Below are 15,568 nucleotides of genomic sequence, written 5' to 3'. Positions count from 1 at the left end.
GGCCGCCAGCCTGAGCTGCCACAGCGAGCCGCCGCTATGGCGGCGTGCGCGGCAGTCTCAGGCCGGCGCCCAGTGGCATAAGCGATCACGTCGGCGCCCGTGCGGGGTGCGCCGCTCACCGCTCACTCCACCTTGGCACCTGAGGCCTTGACCACCTTGGCCCAGCGCACCATCTCGGCGTCGATGTGCTGCCCCAGCTGCTCGGGCGTGGAGCCCACGGGCACGTAACCGCTGGCCGCGAGCTGGGCCTTGAGCGCCGGCTCGGCCACGGCTGCGGCGATCTCGCGGCTCATGCGGTCGACGATGGCCGGGGGCGTGCCGGCCGGCGCCAGGATGGCGTACCAGCCGTTGATGTCGAAACCCTTGACGCCCTGCTCCTGCATCGTGGGCACGTTGGGCGCCAGCGGCGAGCGCTGGGCGCTGGTCACGGCCAGGCCGTTCATGCGGCCATCCTTCACGTGGGGCCACGAGGTCGAGATGGAGTCGAAAGTCAGGTCGATCTCGCCGGCCAGCATGGCATTGACCACGCCGGCGCTGCCCTTGAACGGCACGTGGGTCATCTTGATGCCGGCCATGCTGCTGAACAGCTCGGCCGCCAGGTGGCCGGTGTTGCCGTTGCCGGCCGAGCCGAAGGTCAGCTTGCCAGGGTTGGCCTTGGCCTCGGCGATCAGCTCGGGGATGGTCCTGGCCTTGAGCGACTTGCTGCCGGCCACGATCATGGGCAGGTTGGCCACCAGCGACACCGGTGCGAAGTCCTTGCGCGTGTTGTAGGGCAGCTTGGGGTAGAGGCTGTCGTTGATGGCGTGCGCGGCCAACACCATGATGAAGGTGTAGCCATCGGGCTTGGACCGCGCCAGGGCCTGGCTGGCCACGCTACCTCCCGCGCCGGGTTTGTACTCCAGCAGCACCGGCTGGCCCAGGCGCTCCTGCAGCCGGATGGACAGTGGGCGGGCGATGAGGTCGGTGCTGCCGCCCGGCGGGTAGGGAATCAGCAGCTGGATGGGCTTGGTCGGCCAGGCATCGGCCGCCTGGCCCGCCAGGGGCAGGCCCAGGGCGCAGGCTGCGAGCGACAGCGCCAGCGTGCGTCGCCGCCAGCCGCCGCGCACGGCGTGGGAAGTTGCCAGGGTATCGGGTGCCATCTCGTCTCCTTCTTGCGTGGCCGTTCGGTCGGTGCCCATCATCCCGCAGCTTGCCGCCCCCACCGACCGCCCAAGCGACATCGCCGTTCACCTGGCCACGCGAAACCAGCTCGACAGCGCCCGCGAACCCGCACGACGCACGCGCAAGCGCGAGGACCAAGCCGCAGCCAAGGCCGATCCCGAGCCAGGCCTGCCCTATCGAGACGCAGCGGCACCGCCAAGCCACGAACATCGGCGCTTCACAAGCCGTGCGCCCTCCATGACCACGCACCGGCTGCCGCGAAAGGCCACACCGAGCCAGCCAATCCTCGAGGGCTACCCAGTCAGCGGCAGCGGACCATGCGCACAGCACAGGGCAGCGCGGGGCCCGGCCGCCGCGAAGGGCCGCTCCCGAGCAAGGCCAGCCCCCTTGGGGGGCAGCGGACCATGCGCGCAGCGCAGGGGAGCGTGGGGGCCCCGGCCGCCGCGAAGAGCCGCCCCAAGCCAGGTCAGCCCCCTTGGGGGACGCCCGGTCAGGGGCAGCGCACCATGCGCGCAGCGCAGGGGAGCGTGGGGGCCCCGGCCGCCGCGAAGGGCCGCCCCGAGCCAGGCCAGCCCCCTTGGGGGACGCCCGGTCAGGGGCAGCGCACCATGCGCGCAGCGCAGGGGAGCGTGGGGGCCCGGCCGCCGCGAAGGGCCGCCCCGAGCCAGGCCAGCCCCCTTGGGGGACGCCCGGTCAGGGGCAGCGCACCATGCGCGCAGCGCAGGGGAGCGTGGGGGCCCCATGTTGTTCCGCGGGCGTCTGGCCGCGCGTGTCGGCGCGGGGCGCATGCGGCACACTCGCCCTGCCATGTCCAGCCCCGATCCCCGTCCTTCGCCAGCCCTCGGCCCCGCCGCGATGCGCATCAGCCCCCTGGCCATGCTGTTCGTGCTGGCCAGCGGCTTTGCCGTCAGCCAGGCGTTCCGCACCGTGGGCTCCATCCTGGGCCTGCCGCTGACGCAGGAGTTCGGCCTCACCACGCAGATGATGGGCGCCTGGTCGGCGGCCTTTCACCTCACCTTCGGCCTCACGCAGCTGGCCATGGGCGTGGCCATCGACGTCTACGGGCCGCGCCGCACGGTGCTGTGCGCGGCGCCCTGGGCCGTGGTCGGGGCCGTGGTCTGTGCCACTGCGCAGTCGTACACCGCGCTGCTGCTGGGCCAGGGCCTGATCGGCCTGGGCTGCGCGCCGGCGTTCCTGGCCTGCACGGTGTTCATCGCTCGCGAATTCGAGAGCGCCCGCTTCACCGCGCTGTCGGGCCTGTGCATGAGCTTCGCGAGCCTGGGCATCCTGTTCACCGGCACGCCGCTGGCCTTCATCGTCGAGCAGTGGGACTGGCGGGCCGGGTATTGGGCGCTCACCGGCATCGCGGCAACGTCCACCGCCTTGATCTACCTCCTCGTACGCTCCAAGGGCGCGGCGCCTGCGCCGGTCAGCGCCACGGGCGAGCGGCCCGGCTTTCTGAAGGCCGTGCGCGAGCTGCTGCCGCTGCTGCGCATGCCGCACACGGCCGGGCTGCTGTGCTTTGCGCTGGTGTCGTACGCGGCCTTCATCACGCTGCGCGGCCTGTGGCTGGGGCCGCTGCTGCAGGAGCGGCACGGCCTGTCGCTGATCGCGGCGGGCAACGTGGCCCTCATCATGACCGTGGGCAACCTGGTGGGGCCGGCCATGTTCGGCCGGCTGGACCCCGGCGGCCGCAAGCGCACGCGCTACATGGTGGGGCTGGCGCTGTTCGGCGCCGTGGCCTTCGCCATCATGGCGGTGGCCAAGTCCAAGTGGTTCGACATGGCGGCGGCCATCAGCTATGGCTACCTGGCCGGCTACGGCGTGTGGCAGTACGCCTACGTGAAGAGCGCCTACCCGGCCGCGCTGACGGGCCGCGCCATGGCCTTGCTCAACACCAGCATGTTCCTGGGCGTGGCCTTCATGCAGTGGCTGACCGGCGTGGTCAGCACCTGGGCCGCGGCGCACGGTGTGGAGACCTTTGAAGCGGCCTTGCTGACCGTGGCCGTGATGCTGGCGCTGGGCGCGCTGGCGTTTGCGTTGCTGCCACAGGCCGACGGCCCGCCGCCGGGCTGACGCGCGGCCACGCCAACGACCGAATCAAACCCCAGCCGCCGTGCCGGCACCGGGGTTTGCCTACACTGGCGGGTCACTTCCCTTCACCCGGAGACCGCCCATGCGCCCCAGCCCCGACGAGACCCGCGACGTCATCTTCGACCGTGACGGCCAACCCATTGCACCGCCCCACCCGGGCGGCAAGACCGGCGCCGTGCTGGACGCACTGGCCCTGGGCGCGGGCGCGCTGCTGCTGCTGTCGGCCGGCAAAAGCCGCTCGATGCTGAGCGGGCTGGTCAAGGGCGGCGTGGCCGCCGCGCTGCTGGGCCGCGCCGCCCGGAATGCGGGCACCCTCGGCAAGGTCGCCGGCGCCCTGCAAGGAGCCTCCGGCAAGCGCGGCATGCGTTGACCCGAACGACAAGCAGTATGAGTGCGCTCCCGTCGCATCAGCAACGACAATAGACCCATACTGACCTTCACCATGCACCCCCGCAGCACCCTCACCCCGCCCCCGGCGCTGAACCGGGCCCAGACCTGCCCGCTGTGCGGCCAGTCCAACGCCTGCGCCATGGCCCCAGGCAGCGCCGCGCCCTGCTGGTGCATGAGCGCCGACTGGACCGGCCAGCTGGCGCCCGCCCTGCCCGCGGACCTGCCGGGCGACCAGTGCGTGTGCGCCGCCTGCGCCCAGCGGCTGCTGGCCACCCCGCCCACCCCCACCCGCTGACGGGCCACCCGCTGGGCGGGTCATGCAGGGGCAGTGGCGCCACCGTGGGTCGGCCGCTGCGCACCATCGCACGCTTGTGCCGGGCAGACCCGGCCCAACCGCCCACCGGCGCCAGGTGACCGGCGCGCTTGCGCCACAATGCCCGCATGTGCCAGCTATTGGGAATGAACTGCAACACGCCCACCGACGTGACCTTCAGCTTTGCGGGGTTCGCGCAGCGTGGCGGCCGCACCGACCACCACGCGGACGGCTGGGGCATCGCGTTTTTCGAGGGTGCGGGCGTGCGCCAGTTCGTCGACGTGGAGCCCGCCTGCAGCTCGCGCCTGGCCGACTTCGTGCGCAACTACCCCATCCAGAGCCGCAACGTCATCTCGCACATCCGCAAGGCCACCTACGGCAAGGTGATGCTGGAGAACTGCCACCCCTTCGTGCGCGAGCTGTGGGGCCGCTACTGGGTGTTTGCCCACAACGGCGACCTGCACGGCTATGCGCCGCGCCTGCACGCCGGCTTTCACCCCGTGGGCGGCACCGACAGCGAGCAGGCCTTCTGCTGGCTGATGCAGGAGCTGGCCAAGTCGCACGCCAGCCTGCCGCCCATCGATGAGCTGACGCTGACGCTGCGCGAGCTGGCCCCGCGCATCGCGCGCTTCGGCACCTTCAACTTCCTGCTCTCGAACGGCGAAGCCCTGTGGGCGCATGCCACGACCAAGCTCTGCTACATCGTGCGCCAGCACCCGTTCAACACCGCGCAGCTGGCCGACGAGGACCTGTCGGTGGACTTCCAGCAGGTGACCACGGCGACCGACCGCGTGGCCGTCATCGCCACCACGCCGCTGACCCGCAACGAAACCTGGATCCCGTTCGAGTCCGGCGAACTCAAGGTGTTCGTCGACGGCGCCGTGCGCTGACCTGCACGGGCCTCGACGCGCTTGGGCACGCGGTTGCCGGACTGGATGGCGGCATGCGCCCTGGCGTCGCACCGCAGGGCGTCATGCGGAACGCACGGGCCCGGTTCGGCGCCATCGGCACGCCGCTCATCCGATTTCACCAGTATGCTCACCCTCTCGTTTCTCAACCAACGAGAAGCGACCCATACTCCTCAAAAATCCCCTTACCGCCTGCGCTGAACGCTGCGCCGCTGTGCACCGCCCGGCAGCCGCCCACCGTGGCGCCCGCGCCGCTGTCGCGCACTGCACAGGTGTGCCCCTCGCCTGGGCGAACAATGGCCGGTTCCTCATCTGGAGAATCCCCATGAGCCCCACCGCCACGGCGCACCGTTCCGCCACGCCCCCTGCCCTGCCCCGGGCCCGACCCGAAGCCGTCGGCCTGTCCAGCGAACGCCTGGCCCGCCTCACAGCCCGCATGCAGCAAGGGGTGGACGAGGGCGAGATCCCGGGCGCCGTGGTCTGGGTCGCGCGGCGCGGCCAGGTGGCCTACGAGCAGTGCTTCGGCCTGCGCGACCCGCAATCGGGCGCCCCCATGACGGCCGACGCGCTGTTCCGCATCGCCTCCATGAGCAAGCCCATCACCTCGCTGGCCATCATGATGCTGGTCGAGCAGGGCAAGCTGGCCACCTCCGACCCTGTGGAGCAGTACCTGCCCGAGTTCGCGCAACTGACCGTGGGCCAGCTGGTCACGGCCGACGATGGCACGCTGACGCTCAACCGCGTGCCGCTCAAGCGCTCGATGACGGTGCAGGACCTGCTGCGCCACACCTCGGGCCTGGTCTACGGCTTCACCGGCAACCACCCCATCAAGCAGGCCTACAACCAGGCCAAGGTCGGCCGGCATGGCGACACCAACGCCGAGTTCGTGACCAAGCTGGCGCAACTGCCGCTGCTGCACCAGCCGGGCGCCGCCTGGGAGTACAGCGTGTCCACCGACGTGCTGGGTCGCATCGTCGAGGTGGTCTCCGGCCAGGGGCTGGATGAATTCGTGGCCGAGCACATCGCCGGCCCGCTGCGGCTGGTGGACACCGGCTTCTCGGCCCCCGCCAGCCAGGCCTCGCGCTCGGCCTACCCGCAGCCCGAGGGCCCCAACCTGCAGCTGCCCCCCATCCCCAAGCCCACGGACGACCTGGCCTTCAAATCGGGCGGCGGCGGCATGGTGAGCACCATGGCCGACTACGCCCGCCTGTGCCAGTTCTGGCTCAACGGCGGCGAACTGGACGGCGTGCGCCTGCTGTCGCGCAAGACCGTGGCGCTGATGACCAGCAACCACCTGCACCCCGGCATCGCCATGGGCCCGGAGATGTCGTTCTTCGGCTCGCACCTGCCCAGCGCCGAGATGGGCCAGGGCTTTGGCCTGGGCTTTGCGGTGCGCACCGCACCGGGCCTGAACCCGCTGCCGGGCAGCGTGGGTGACTTTTCGTGGAGCGGGATCTACGGCACCTACTTCTGGGTCGATCCGCAGGAAGAGCTGTTCGCCGTGCTGATGATGCAATCCACCGCCATGCGCGTGCCCTACCGCATCATCATGCGCAACCTCGTGAACCAGGCCATCGTCGACTGAAGGCGAATCGGCGAACGCGCTGTGGGTCAAGGCCGGCGCAGCCCGCATTCAGACCAGCCGGCGCGGGTGCCATGGCCATTCACCCGCCAGCCTGCCCGACAGGCACCGAGCGTCTGTCACGCGTGCACCTCGTGGAACTGTGCATTTTTTAACGTTTTGTCGTTAATCCGTACACTTTGGGTTTGGCGTGACTGTGCGCCACCTCCACCACCTGGCCCCTCACCATGCGCAAACTCCTTCAAACCTGTTTCGCGGCCGCCGCCCTGGTGCTGGCCGCCGGTGGCACCCACGCCCAATCCTTCTGCAACCCGTCGAGCACCTCCATCCCCAGTTTAGGCAACGCGACCCCCTACCCCTCGGCCCTCAACGTCAGCGGCCTGGCCGGTTCGACGATGAAAGTCACGGTCAGCCTCAACAGCCTCTACCACACCTTCCCAGACGACATCGACATGCTGCTGGTGGCCCCCACGGGCCAAAGCCTGGTGCTGATGTCCGACGTGGGCGGCAGCCTCGACCTCGTGAACGTCAACCTGCTGCTGGACGACGCCGCAACCGCTGCACTGCCGGACAACACGGCCATCGCATCGGGCAGCTACCGCCCTACCAACTACGACAACTTCCAGCCTGACAACTATCCCGCCCCAGCCCCGGCCGGCCCGTACACGGCCACCCAGCTGGCCACCTTCAACGGCCAGAACCCCAATGGCAGCTGGCAGTTGTTCATCGTGGATGACGCGGCTGGCGACGTGGGCAGCCTGGGCGGCTGGTGCCTGAACTTCACCATGCCGCTGGCCATCACCACCCCCACGGTGCCTGCGGGCCAGGTGGGCGTGAGCTACAGCCAGGCCCTGGTGGCTGCGAACGGCGCCACGCCCTACGCGTTCAACGTGAGCGCAGGCACCTTGCCCACCGGCCTGACCCTGGCCACCGACGGCACCCTGAGCGGCACGCCCGCAGCGGGCACGGCCGGCAGCTACGCCTTCACCGCCCTGGTCACCGACTTCAACGGCCGCGAAGACACGCAGGACTACACCTTGGTGATCGACCCGCCCGCGGCGCTGGCCATCACCCCCACCAGCCTGCCCAATGGCACGGTGGGCAGTGCCTACAGCCAAACGCTGAGCCCGGTGGGCGGCACGGCACCCTTCACCTTCGCACTGAGCAGCGGCAGCCTGCCGTCGGGATTGAGCCTGGCGGCCGATGGCGCGCTCTCGGGCACGCCTGCGGCCGGCACGGCGGGCAGCTACGCCATCGAGGCCACGGTGACCGACCGCTGGGGCGCCACAGGCACCCAGGCCTACACGCTGGTGGTCACCGCGCCAGGCGCACTGATCATCCAGCCCGCCGTGCTGCCCGATGCCCAGGTGGGCACGGCCTACAGCCAGGTGCTGGCGCCCGTGGGCGGCACGGCGCCGTTCACCTTTGCCTTGACGAGCGGCAGCCTGCCCACGGGATTGAGCCTGGCGCCCGATGGCACGCTCTCGGGCACGCCGGCAGCCGGCACCACGGGCAGCTACCCCATCGTCATCGCGGTGACGGACATCTGGGGCGCCACCGGCACGCTGAGCGCGATGCTGGAGGTGACGGCTGCCGCCGTGGTGGCGCCGGTGCCCGCGCTGTCGCCCTGGAGCCTGGGCCTGCTGCCGGCCCTGCTGGCGGGCCTGGGGTGGCGCCGCACGCGCCGCCTGCCTGCGCGGCAGCCCTGAGTCCGGCCTCGCGCGCTGTGCCACCCCGTGGACCCGCACCCGGCCGAACGACACGCGCGGTCGTCGATGGCACCCCAGCCCATGCAGCGGGTGCATGGTGAGGGGCGGTGACCGGCGATGCGCCACCGTGGCCAGCGGCTCGGCGCTCACCCCTGAACAGACCCAGGGGTTGCGATGTGAGCGGGGAATGCAAGCGTTCGGCGGCCCCCGGCGGTGAAGCGCCACGCGTGCGCGACCCAGGGCCTGTGGCCGCACGCACCGTGCGCAAGCCCAGGAACCCCGGCCACCGTGGACACTGAATCGGGCTGCTGACACCCGTCAAGTCCAGCAGTATCAGCCTGTTACCGTTTCATGCAAAACGACAACCTGGCCATACTGCCCATCACGATGGATCGATGAGCAAGCGGGCGCGCACCAGCGCCAGCACCTCGTCGCGCACACGGTCGAGCTGGATGTCGGGGTCGTTCAGGCGCTGCAGCATGGCGCCGCGAAACGCGGACAGCAGCACCACGGCCAGCGAGTGGGCGTCCACGTCAGCCCGGGCCTGCCCCGCCTGCTGCGCGCGCTCGATGTGGTGCACGTAGTAGCGGTGCAGCTTGCGGTTGTAGTCGGCCAGGATGGGTTGCAGCTCGGAGTCGCCCAGCCCCCCCTCGGCCATCATGACGATGAGGGCGCGCGTCGTCGTCAGGCTGGACGCATCGCGCGTGAAGTAGGCGCGGATCACCGCCTCGATGGTGGGCAGCCCGGGCTCGGCGGGCTGGGGCATCCACTGCTGGCCAAACCGCTCGTGGATGAAGGCGGCCAGCGTGGCGAGCAGCCTGGCCTTGCTGCCAAAGCGGTGCGCGGGCAGGCCGCGGCTGTAACCGGCACGCTCGCCGATCTCGGCCAGCGTGACGCGCACCGTGCCTTTTTCGGCCACCAGCGCCAGCGCGGCTTCCAGCATGCGCAGCTCGGACTCCTCGCGCCGTTGCTCCTGCGTGCGCCGCTGGCGCGGCGCCGGGCGGGCCGCCGGCACGGCGTCGCCCGCTGCGGCACGCGGCGAGCGCGCCAGCTGCTTGGCCGCGCGGCCTGGGGCCGTGCTGGCCGTGGCTTGGATCGCTCGGGTGGCCTTGGCGACCTCGGCTTTGGCGGCTTGGGCGGCCCGGGTCTTGGCAGCCTCAGGGGCTTTGGCGGTTCCGGTTCCGGTTCCGGTCCCCGTCTCGGCCTCGATCGCGGCGGCCTGGCGGGTCTTGCGGGTGGATGGGGTCGAGGCGGTCCTGGTCCGGACGCGCGGCGACGGGCTGCTCCCCTCGCCAGCGGCAGCAGAGGGGGTGCGAGGGGGTCGGGTCCGGGTCGTCGATGCGGAGGTGCTCATGCGGGGTACTGCAGGTTGAAAGCCAGGAGTCGAGGAAAGGCGGCTGGCGCCATCATGCGGTGTTCACGGGTCGGGCGGCGCGGGGTCGAGACACCTGGCCGCCCCGTCCAGCCCAGGGCCAGCTCGGCTGAACCGGCGCCTCCCGGCGGTCGGGGGTGCCGCGAGCGCGGGCTCGCCACGTCAGCACAGCAAGCCCTCACGCCAGCCGTCCCGGCACGTCCACCGGGGCTGCATGCTAAAGGCGTTCCCGACAGGGCGTCCCGACCGGGCGTCCCGATTGGGTCCTGGCCCGGCGTTGCCACCAGCGCCGTTCGGCACCTGCACGCTGGGGGCCGACCTTGAGGCGGGCTGGCCCAAGCCGGACTCCGGCGACACGCCAGCACGGGCTCCCGGCCGGGCCCGCAACAGGCTGCCGATCCCCTTCCCGGCGGGCGGTCATCGGTGACCTGCCCAGAGGCACCGACGCACGCCTCACTTGGGCTGGTAGTTCGTGGCCTGGGCCACTTTCTTGAAGCGTTCGTACTCCTGGCGCTGGAACTTGCCCATCTCCCCCAGCGCCATGTCCATGCGCTGGCCGGGCCGGCCGGCGCGGCGGGCTTCCATGGTGGGTGAGCGGTTGGCCACGTTCAATGCCTCGGCCAGGGTCTTGAGCACGGCCGGCGGCGTGCCGGCCTTGGCGTAGACCGAGGCCCAGACGTAGGACTCGAAGTCCTTGTACCCCTGCTCCTTCATGGTGGGCACGTCGGCCATGCTGGGGTCGCGCTGGTCGGCGCCCGTGGCCATGCCCTTGATCTTGCCGCCCTTGATCAGCTCCTGCGCGCTGGCCGGATCGCTGATGGCGAAATCGAGCTGGCCACCCACGAGGTCGACCAGCATGTTGGACGGGCCTTTGTAGGGCACGTGGATGACGGGCGTGCCCTCGAGGTGCCCCAGCCAGGCCGCCAGCAGCTCGTAGCCGGCGGAGTAGTTGCCGATCTTGAGCGGGTTGCCGCTGGCCTTGGCCTTGAGCAGGGCATCCTTGACCGAGCTGTAGGGCGTGTTCAGCGGCGCGCTGACCACGGGCGGCGACACGGTGATGCCGTGCAGCGGCGTCAGGTCCTTGAAGGGGTCGTAGCCCAGGTTTTTCAAGGCCACGGGGTTGACCGCGACGAGCGAGTTGGTGGCGATGAGCAGCGTGTAGCCATCGGCGGGCGCGGCCTTGACGGTCTGCACCGCGATGGCGCCGCTGGCGCCGGGCTTGTTCTCGCACACCACGGGCACCTTGAGCGCCTTCTGCAGCTCGTCGGCCAAGGCGCGCGAGCTTTCGTCGGTGCCGCCCCCGGCCGAGAACGGCAGGATGAACTTGATGGGTCGGCTGGGAAAGGCCGACTCCGCCTGGGCCGTGCCCTGGGTCAGCAGAGCGGCCCCGGCGCCCAGGGCCAGAACCTGGCGGCGGGTGAGCGTGGTGTGCATGGTGTCTCCGGTGTTGTGGTGTGGTGAAGGCTGGGAACATGGTTCATGGGGTATGAGGTCATTGCCGTTTCATGCAAAACGATGATGCATGCATACCCCATTCAAAATCAGGCCACGGGCTCGGACGGCAGCGCGCCGCGGACGACGCCGGCCTGCATCAGCGCCGAGACCTCGGCCGCCTCGAAGCCCGCCTCGTGCAGCACGGCCTCGGTGTCTTGCCCCAGCTTGGGCGCCGGGGTGCGGATGCACGTGGGCGTGGCCGCGAACAAGGCCGTGGGCCGGATGGCGACCATGGGGCCTTCGGACGGGTGGTCCATGGCCTGGAACAGGCCCACGCTCTGGGCGTGGGGGTGCTGATCCAGGGTGTCGATGGCGTAGATCTCGGTGATCGGGATGTCGAGCTGGCGGCAGGCGTCCACCAGCTCGGCCGTGGTGTGCTGTGCCGTGAGCGCCCGCAGGTCGGCGTACAGCTCGCCCACGCGGCGGTTGCGCTCGTGGCGGTCCTGGATGTCGTACTTGGCGGCCAGGTCGGGCCGGTCGAAATGCCGGAAAAAGCGCTGCCAGTGCTCGGTGGTGTAGGGCAGCATGGCCACGTGGCCATCGCGCGTGGGCGCGGGCTTGCGTCCGCCCTGCACCAGCCGCGCATAGCCGGCGCTCGCGGTGGCCGGCACAAAGGTCTTGCCGCCCATGTGCTCGGCCATGGTGAAGGCGACCATGGTTTCGAACATCGGCACCTCGACATGCTGGCCCTGGCCCGTGCGCGCCTTGTGCACCAGGGCCGCCAGCACGGCGTTGGCCGTGGCCAGGCCCGAGATCTTGTCGGCCAGCAGCGTAGGCGGGTACTCGGGCTTGCCGGACTCGCGGCCGATCAGGTCGGCCAGGCCGCAGGCGCCCTGGATCACGTCGTCGAACGCCGGCTTGCCCGCATCCACACCGGCTTCGCCAAAGCCGGTGGCCACGCAGTAGACGATGTCGGGCCGGACGGCCTTGACCGCCTCGTAGCCCAGGCCCAGCCGCTCGATGGCCTTGACGCGCATGTTGTGCACCAGCACGTCGCAGGTCGCGGCCAGGCGCAACAGCGCCGCCCGCCCCTTGGGCGCCTTCAGGTCGATGACGACCGAGCGCTTGTTGCGGTTGAGGTTGAGGAAGATGGAGCTCATGCCCTTGTGGCGCGAGACGCCGTTGGCCCGCATGAGGTCGCCCTCGGGACTCTCGACCTTGATGACATCGGCGCCGTAGTCCGCCAGCGTCTGCGTGGCCACAGGCCCCAGTACCACGGCGGTGAGGTCGAGCACACGGATGCCGGCGAGTGGACCTGGGGTGGATGACGAAGGAGAAGCGGTCGAGGTGTTCATGCGCTGGCGACGGGTGGTTCACAGATTGACGGGCCGCAGGCTAGCACATATATTTGCTCGTCAGCAAGCAAGATTCATTCACTTCACCGCCCCACTCAAGCCATGCAAGCGTTGCACATCACCCCGGGCAACATGCCGCCCGAATGCGAGGTTCTGCGTCAGGAGGTCCGCGACTTCCTGGCCCAGGAAATGCCGGCCTACAGCAAGGTCGCCCGCGCCAAGAACTGGACCGGCAAGGACCAGACCTTCAGCCGCAAGCTGGCCGAGCGCGGCTGGATCGGGATGCTGTGGCCCAAGGTCTATGGCGGCGGCGAGCGCACCAACCTCGAGCGCTACGTGCTGCTGGAAGAGCTGCTGGCGGCGGGGGCGCCGGTGAGCTTCCACTGGGTGGCCGACCGCCAGAGCGGACCGCTGTTGATCAAGTACTCGCCCCACGTGCTAGCGCCGCAGATCGTGCCGCGCATCGTGCGCGGCGAGGTGGCGTTCTGCATCGGCATGAGCGAGCCCGATTCGGGCTCGGACCTGGCCTCGATCCGCACGCGCGCCACCAAGGTGCCGGGCGGCTGGTCGATCACCGGCCGCAAGGTCTGGACCTCGGGCGCCAACATGGCCGACTACATGATCGCCCTGGTGCGCACCAGCGACCGCAGCGAAAACCGCCACGCCGGCATGTCGCAGCTGCTGATCGACGTGAAGCAGGCACAGACGCAGGGCCTGGAGATTCGCCCCATCCAGACCCAGCTGGGCGGCCAGGCCTTCTGCGAATGCACCTTCGACGACGTGTTCGTGCCCGACGACCACCTGATCGGCGAGGAAGGCCAGGGCTGGCAGCAGGTGACCGGCGAGCTGAAGTTCGAGCGTTCCGGCCCCGAGCGCTTCCTGAGCAGCACGCAGCTGGTGCTGGAGATGCTGGACGCGGCCGACCCCGGCAACCCGGCCCAGGCCGCCGCGCTGGGCCGCATCGTGGCCCAGTACGCCTGCCTGCGCCAGATGTCGCAAGGTGTGGCGCTGATGATGGCCGAAGGCCAGGACCCGGCCGTGGCGACCTCGGTCGTCAAAGACCAGGGCGCGCTGCTGGAGCAGGGCATGCCCGACATCGCCCACGCGCTGTTTGCCGACGGACTCGACCCCGACTCGGACCTGGCCCAGGTGCTGGACTACCTGGCCCTGTCCGTGCCCTCGTTCTCCCTGCGCGGCGGCACGCGCGAAATCCTGCGCGGCATCATCGCGCGCGGTCTGGGCCTGCGTTGACGAAAGCACCACCATGAACGAATACCTGATCGAAGACAGCGTCACCCGCCTGTTCACCCAGGAGGTCCACCGCGGCCTCATCGAACGCGCAGAAGCCGGCGAATTTCCGGCCACGCTGTGGCGGCTGGTCGACGACAACGGCTTCACGCGCCTGCTGGCGCGCGAGGACGACGGCGGCATCGCCGCCGACTGGGAAACCGCCTTTCCGCTGCTGACCGCGCTGGGCCGGCACCAGGTGCCCCTGCCCGTGGCCGACACCTGCATCGCCAGCCTGTGCCTGTCGGCCGCGGCGCAGGCCGTGCCCGATGGCCCGCTCACCGTGGTCAGCGAGCAGGCCGTGCAGGCGCTGAGCGTGCAGCCCGCGGGCGAGCAGCTGCTGCTGACCGGCACCCTCAAGCGCGTGCCGTGGGCGCGCTGGTGCTCACACGCGGTGCTGGGCCTGGGCGACGGTCGGCTCGCCCTGCTCGACCTGACCGGCGCCGGCGTGGCGCAGACCCCGGGCCTGGACCTGAGCCGCATGCCGGCCGATGACCTGGTGCTGACGCAGGCCCGCGCGACGCCGTTTGCCAGCCCCTGGCCCGAGCTCATCTGGCCGATCTGGACCCTGGGCGCTGCCGCACGCGCCAGCATGATGGTCGGCGCGCTCGAGTTCGCGCTGGATCAGGCGGTGCAGTACGCCAAGGACCGCGTCCAGTTCGGGCGGCCCATCGGCAGCTACCAGGCCATCCAGCAGCAGCTGGCCGAACTCTCGGGCGAGTTCGCGAGCGCCCGCGTCGCCGCCCTGGTGGCCTGCCGCGACCTGCCCTCGCTGCAGCAGCCCTCGGCCCCCTCGGCCACCTTCAGCACCGCCGTGGCCAAGGTGCGCGCCGGCGAGGCGGCCAACCGCGGCACCGCCATTGCCCACCAGGTGCACGGCGCCATTGGCTTCACCTACGAGCACGCGCTCAACTTCGCCACGCGTCGCCTATGGGCTTGGCGCAGCGACTTCGGTGCGGCAAGCTGGTGGGCCGAGCGCCTGGGCCAGGCCTTCATCCAGGGCCGCGCCGAGGGCTTCTGGCCCGCCCTGACCCAGCGCGTCGCACCCCAGCCCCTGCTGGTCCCCTGAAGCCTTCGAGCGAGTTCCCCCCATGAGCACCACAGACACCGGCATCCGCGTCACCAGCCAAGGCCACATCGGCATCATCGAGCTGGCACGCGGCCCCCACAACTACTTCGACGACGTGATGGTGGCGGCCATCGCCGAAGCTTGCGAGCGCTTCGAAGCCGACGCCAGCTGCCGCGTCATCCTGCTGTGCGCCGAAGGCAAGTCCTTCTGCGCCGGCGCCAACTTTGGCGGCCCCACGAACGTGACGGCCGAGCGCAGCCCCCGCCAGGTCAACCCCATCTACAACGAGGCGCTGCGCATCTTCGCCTGCACCAAACCCATCGTGGCCGCCGTGCAGGGCCCGGCCATCGGCGGTGGCCTGGGCGTGGCCCTGGTGGCGGATTTCCGCATCGCCTGCCCCGAGGCACGGTTTTCCGCCAACTTCAACCGCCTGGGCATCCACCCCGGCTTTGGCCTGAGCCACACGCTGCCCGCCCTGGTGGGCAAGCAACAGGCCGCCCTGCTGTTCTACACGGGCAAGCGCATCAACGGCGAAGAGGCGCTGGCCATGGGCCTGGCCGACGAGCTGGTGCCGCAGGACCAGGTGCGCGAGCGCGCGCTGGCGCTGGCCCAGGAGATCGCGACCTCGTCGCCGGGCGCCGTGCAGTCCACCCGCGCCACGCTGCAGGGTGACCGCGTCGAGAAGATCCGCAGCGCCGTGGCCCGCGAAAGCGCCGAGCAGGCCTGGCAGTTCAAGGCCGACGACTTCAAGGAAGGCGTCCAGGCCATGGCCGAGCGGCGCGAACCCCGCTTCGCCTGAGCCGCTGGTGGGGCGCTGTCCGGCGATGGCTGCACCGCAGCCCCTCCTGGCCACGGCAACCCACAGCGTGTCGTCGAAGCCGGCCCTGGCGCCGG

General features: G+C 70.7%; 13 protein-coding genes. 9 read left to right on the top strand and 4 right to left on the bottom strand.

Translation table 11 applies throughout. The features are described from left to right. Positions 1-122: 122 nt before the first annotated feature. Complete coding sequence (locus CCO03_RS01310) at positions 123-1,139, bottom strand: tripartite tricarboxylate transporter substrate binding protein (protein WP_087283928.1); 1,017 nt, start codon at positions 1,137-1,139, stop codon at positions 123-125. Between the two features lie 829 nt (positions 1,140-1,968). Between CCO03_RS01310 and CCO03_RS01305 the strand changes: the two genes are divergently transcribed. The 6 genes from CCO03_RS01305 (at position 1,969) to CCO03_RS01280 (ending at position 8,157) form a co-directional block, all read left to right on the top strand. Further along, positions 1,969-3,237, top strand: a complete 1,269-nt coding sequence (locus CCO03_RS01305) for an MFS transporter (protein ID WP_087276204.1) — start codon at positions 1,969-1,971, stop codon at positions 3,235-3,237. A 100-nt stretch (positions 3,238-3,337) separates the two neighbouring features. Beyond that, positions 3,338-3,625 (top strand): hypothetical protein, encoded by a 288-nt coding sequence (locus CCO03_RS01300; RefSeq protein ID WP_087276200.1) that lies wholly within the window; start codon positions 3,338-3,340, stop codon positions 3,623-3,625. A 72-nt stretch (positions 3,626-3,697) separates the two neighbouring features. Further along, positions 3,698-3,940, top strand: coding sequence for a cysteine-rich CWC family protein (locus CCO03_RS01295; RefSeq protein ID WP_087276197.1), 243 nt, complete (start codon positions 3,698-3,700; stop codon positions 3,938-3,940). Between the two features lie 146 nt (positions 3,941-4,086). Next, entirely contained in the window at positions 4,087-4,848 is a 762-nt protein-coding gene (locus tag CCO03_RS01290) for a class II glutamine amidotransferase (RefSeq protein WP_087276194.1), read from the top strand. 343 nt (positions 4,849-5,191) lie between these two features. Continuing rightward, complete coding sequence (locus CCO03_RS01285) at positions 5,192-6,451, top strand: serine hydrolase domain-containing protein (RefSeq protein WP_087276191.1); 1,260 nt, start codon at positions 5,192-5,194, stop codon at positions 6,449-6,451. 224 nt (positions 6,452-6,675) lie between these two features. Beyond that, complete coding sequence (locus CCO03_RS01280) at positions 6,676-8,157, top strand: IPTL-CTERM sorting domain-containing protein (protein WP_087276188.1); 1,482 nt, start codon at positions 6,676-6,678, stop codon at positions 8,155-8,157. Positions 8,158-8,539: 382 nt separating this feature from the next. Here CCO03_RS01280 and CCO03_RS20135 read toward each other — a convergent pair whose 3' ends face one another. From CCO03_RS20135 to CCO03_RS01260, 3 genes are all read right to left on the bottom strand, one after another. Then, positions 8,540-9,511: a TetR/AcrR family transcriptional regulator gene (locus CCO03_RS20135; protein ID WP_157667433.1), complete on the bottom strand. Its 972-nt coding sequence runs from the start codon at positions 9,509-9,511 to the stop codon at positions 8,540-8,542. Between the two features lie 471 nt (positions 9,512-9,982). Then, a complete protein-coding gene (locus CCO03_RS01265; protein ID WP_087276181.1) occupies positions 9,983-10,963 on the bottom strand; it encodes a Bug family tripartite tricarboxylate transporter substrate binding protein in 981 nt (326 codons plus the stop codon). Between the two features lie 107 nt (positions 10,964-11,070). Further along, positions 11,071-12,318, bottom strand: coding sequence for a CaiB/BaiF CoA transferase family protein (locus tag CCO03_RS01260; RefSeq protein WP_087276178.1), 1,248 nt, complete (start codon positions 12,316-12,318; stop codon positions 11,071-11,073). A 102-nt stretch (positions 12,319-12,420) separates the two neighbouring features. On the opposite strand from CCO03_RS01260, the gene CCO03_RS01255 reads away from it, so the two are divergent. From CCO03_RS01255 to CCO03_RS01245, 3 genes are read left to right on the top strand one after another with little or no spacing between them, the layout of a single operon-like run. After that, positions 12,421-13,569, top strand: a complete 1,149-nt coding sequence (locus tag CCO03_RS01255) for an acyl-CoA dehydrogenase family protein (protein ID WP_087276175.1) — start codon at positions 12,421-12,423, stop codon at positions 13,567-13,569. A 13-nt stretch (positions 13,570-13,582) separates the two neighbouring features. Continuing rightward, entirely contained in the window at positions 13,583-14,674 is a 1,092-nt protein-coding gene (locus tag CCO03_RS01250) for an acyl-CoA dehydrogenase (RefSeq protein WP_087276171.1), read from the top strand. 22 nt (positions 14,675-14,696) lie between these two features. Continuing rightward, positions 14,697-15,473, top strand: coding sequence for an enoyl-CoA hydratase/isomerase family protein (locus tag CCO03_RS01245; protein WP_087276168.1), 777 nt, complete (start codon positions 14,697-14,699; stop codon positions 15,471-15,473). Positions 15,474-15,568 lie beyond the last annotated feature (95 nt).

Source organism: Comamonas serinivorans, assembly GCF_002158865.1.
Classification (GTDB): domain Bacteria; phylum Pseudomonadota; class Gammaproteobacteria; order Burkholderiales; family Burkholderiaceae_C; genus Comamonas_E; species Comamonas_E serinivorans.
Note: the sequence above shows the minus strand (reverse complement) of the source record. Positions and strands in the feature narration are given on the sequence as shown.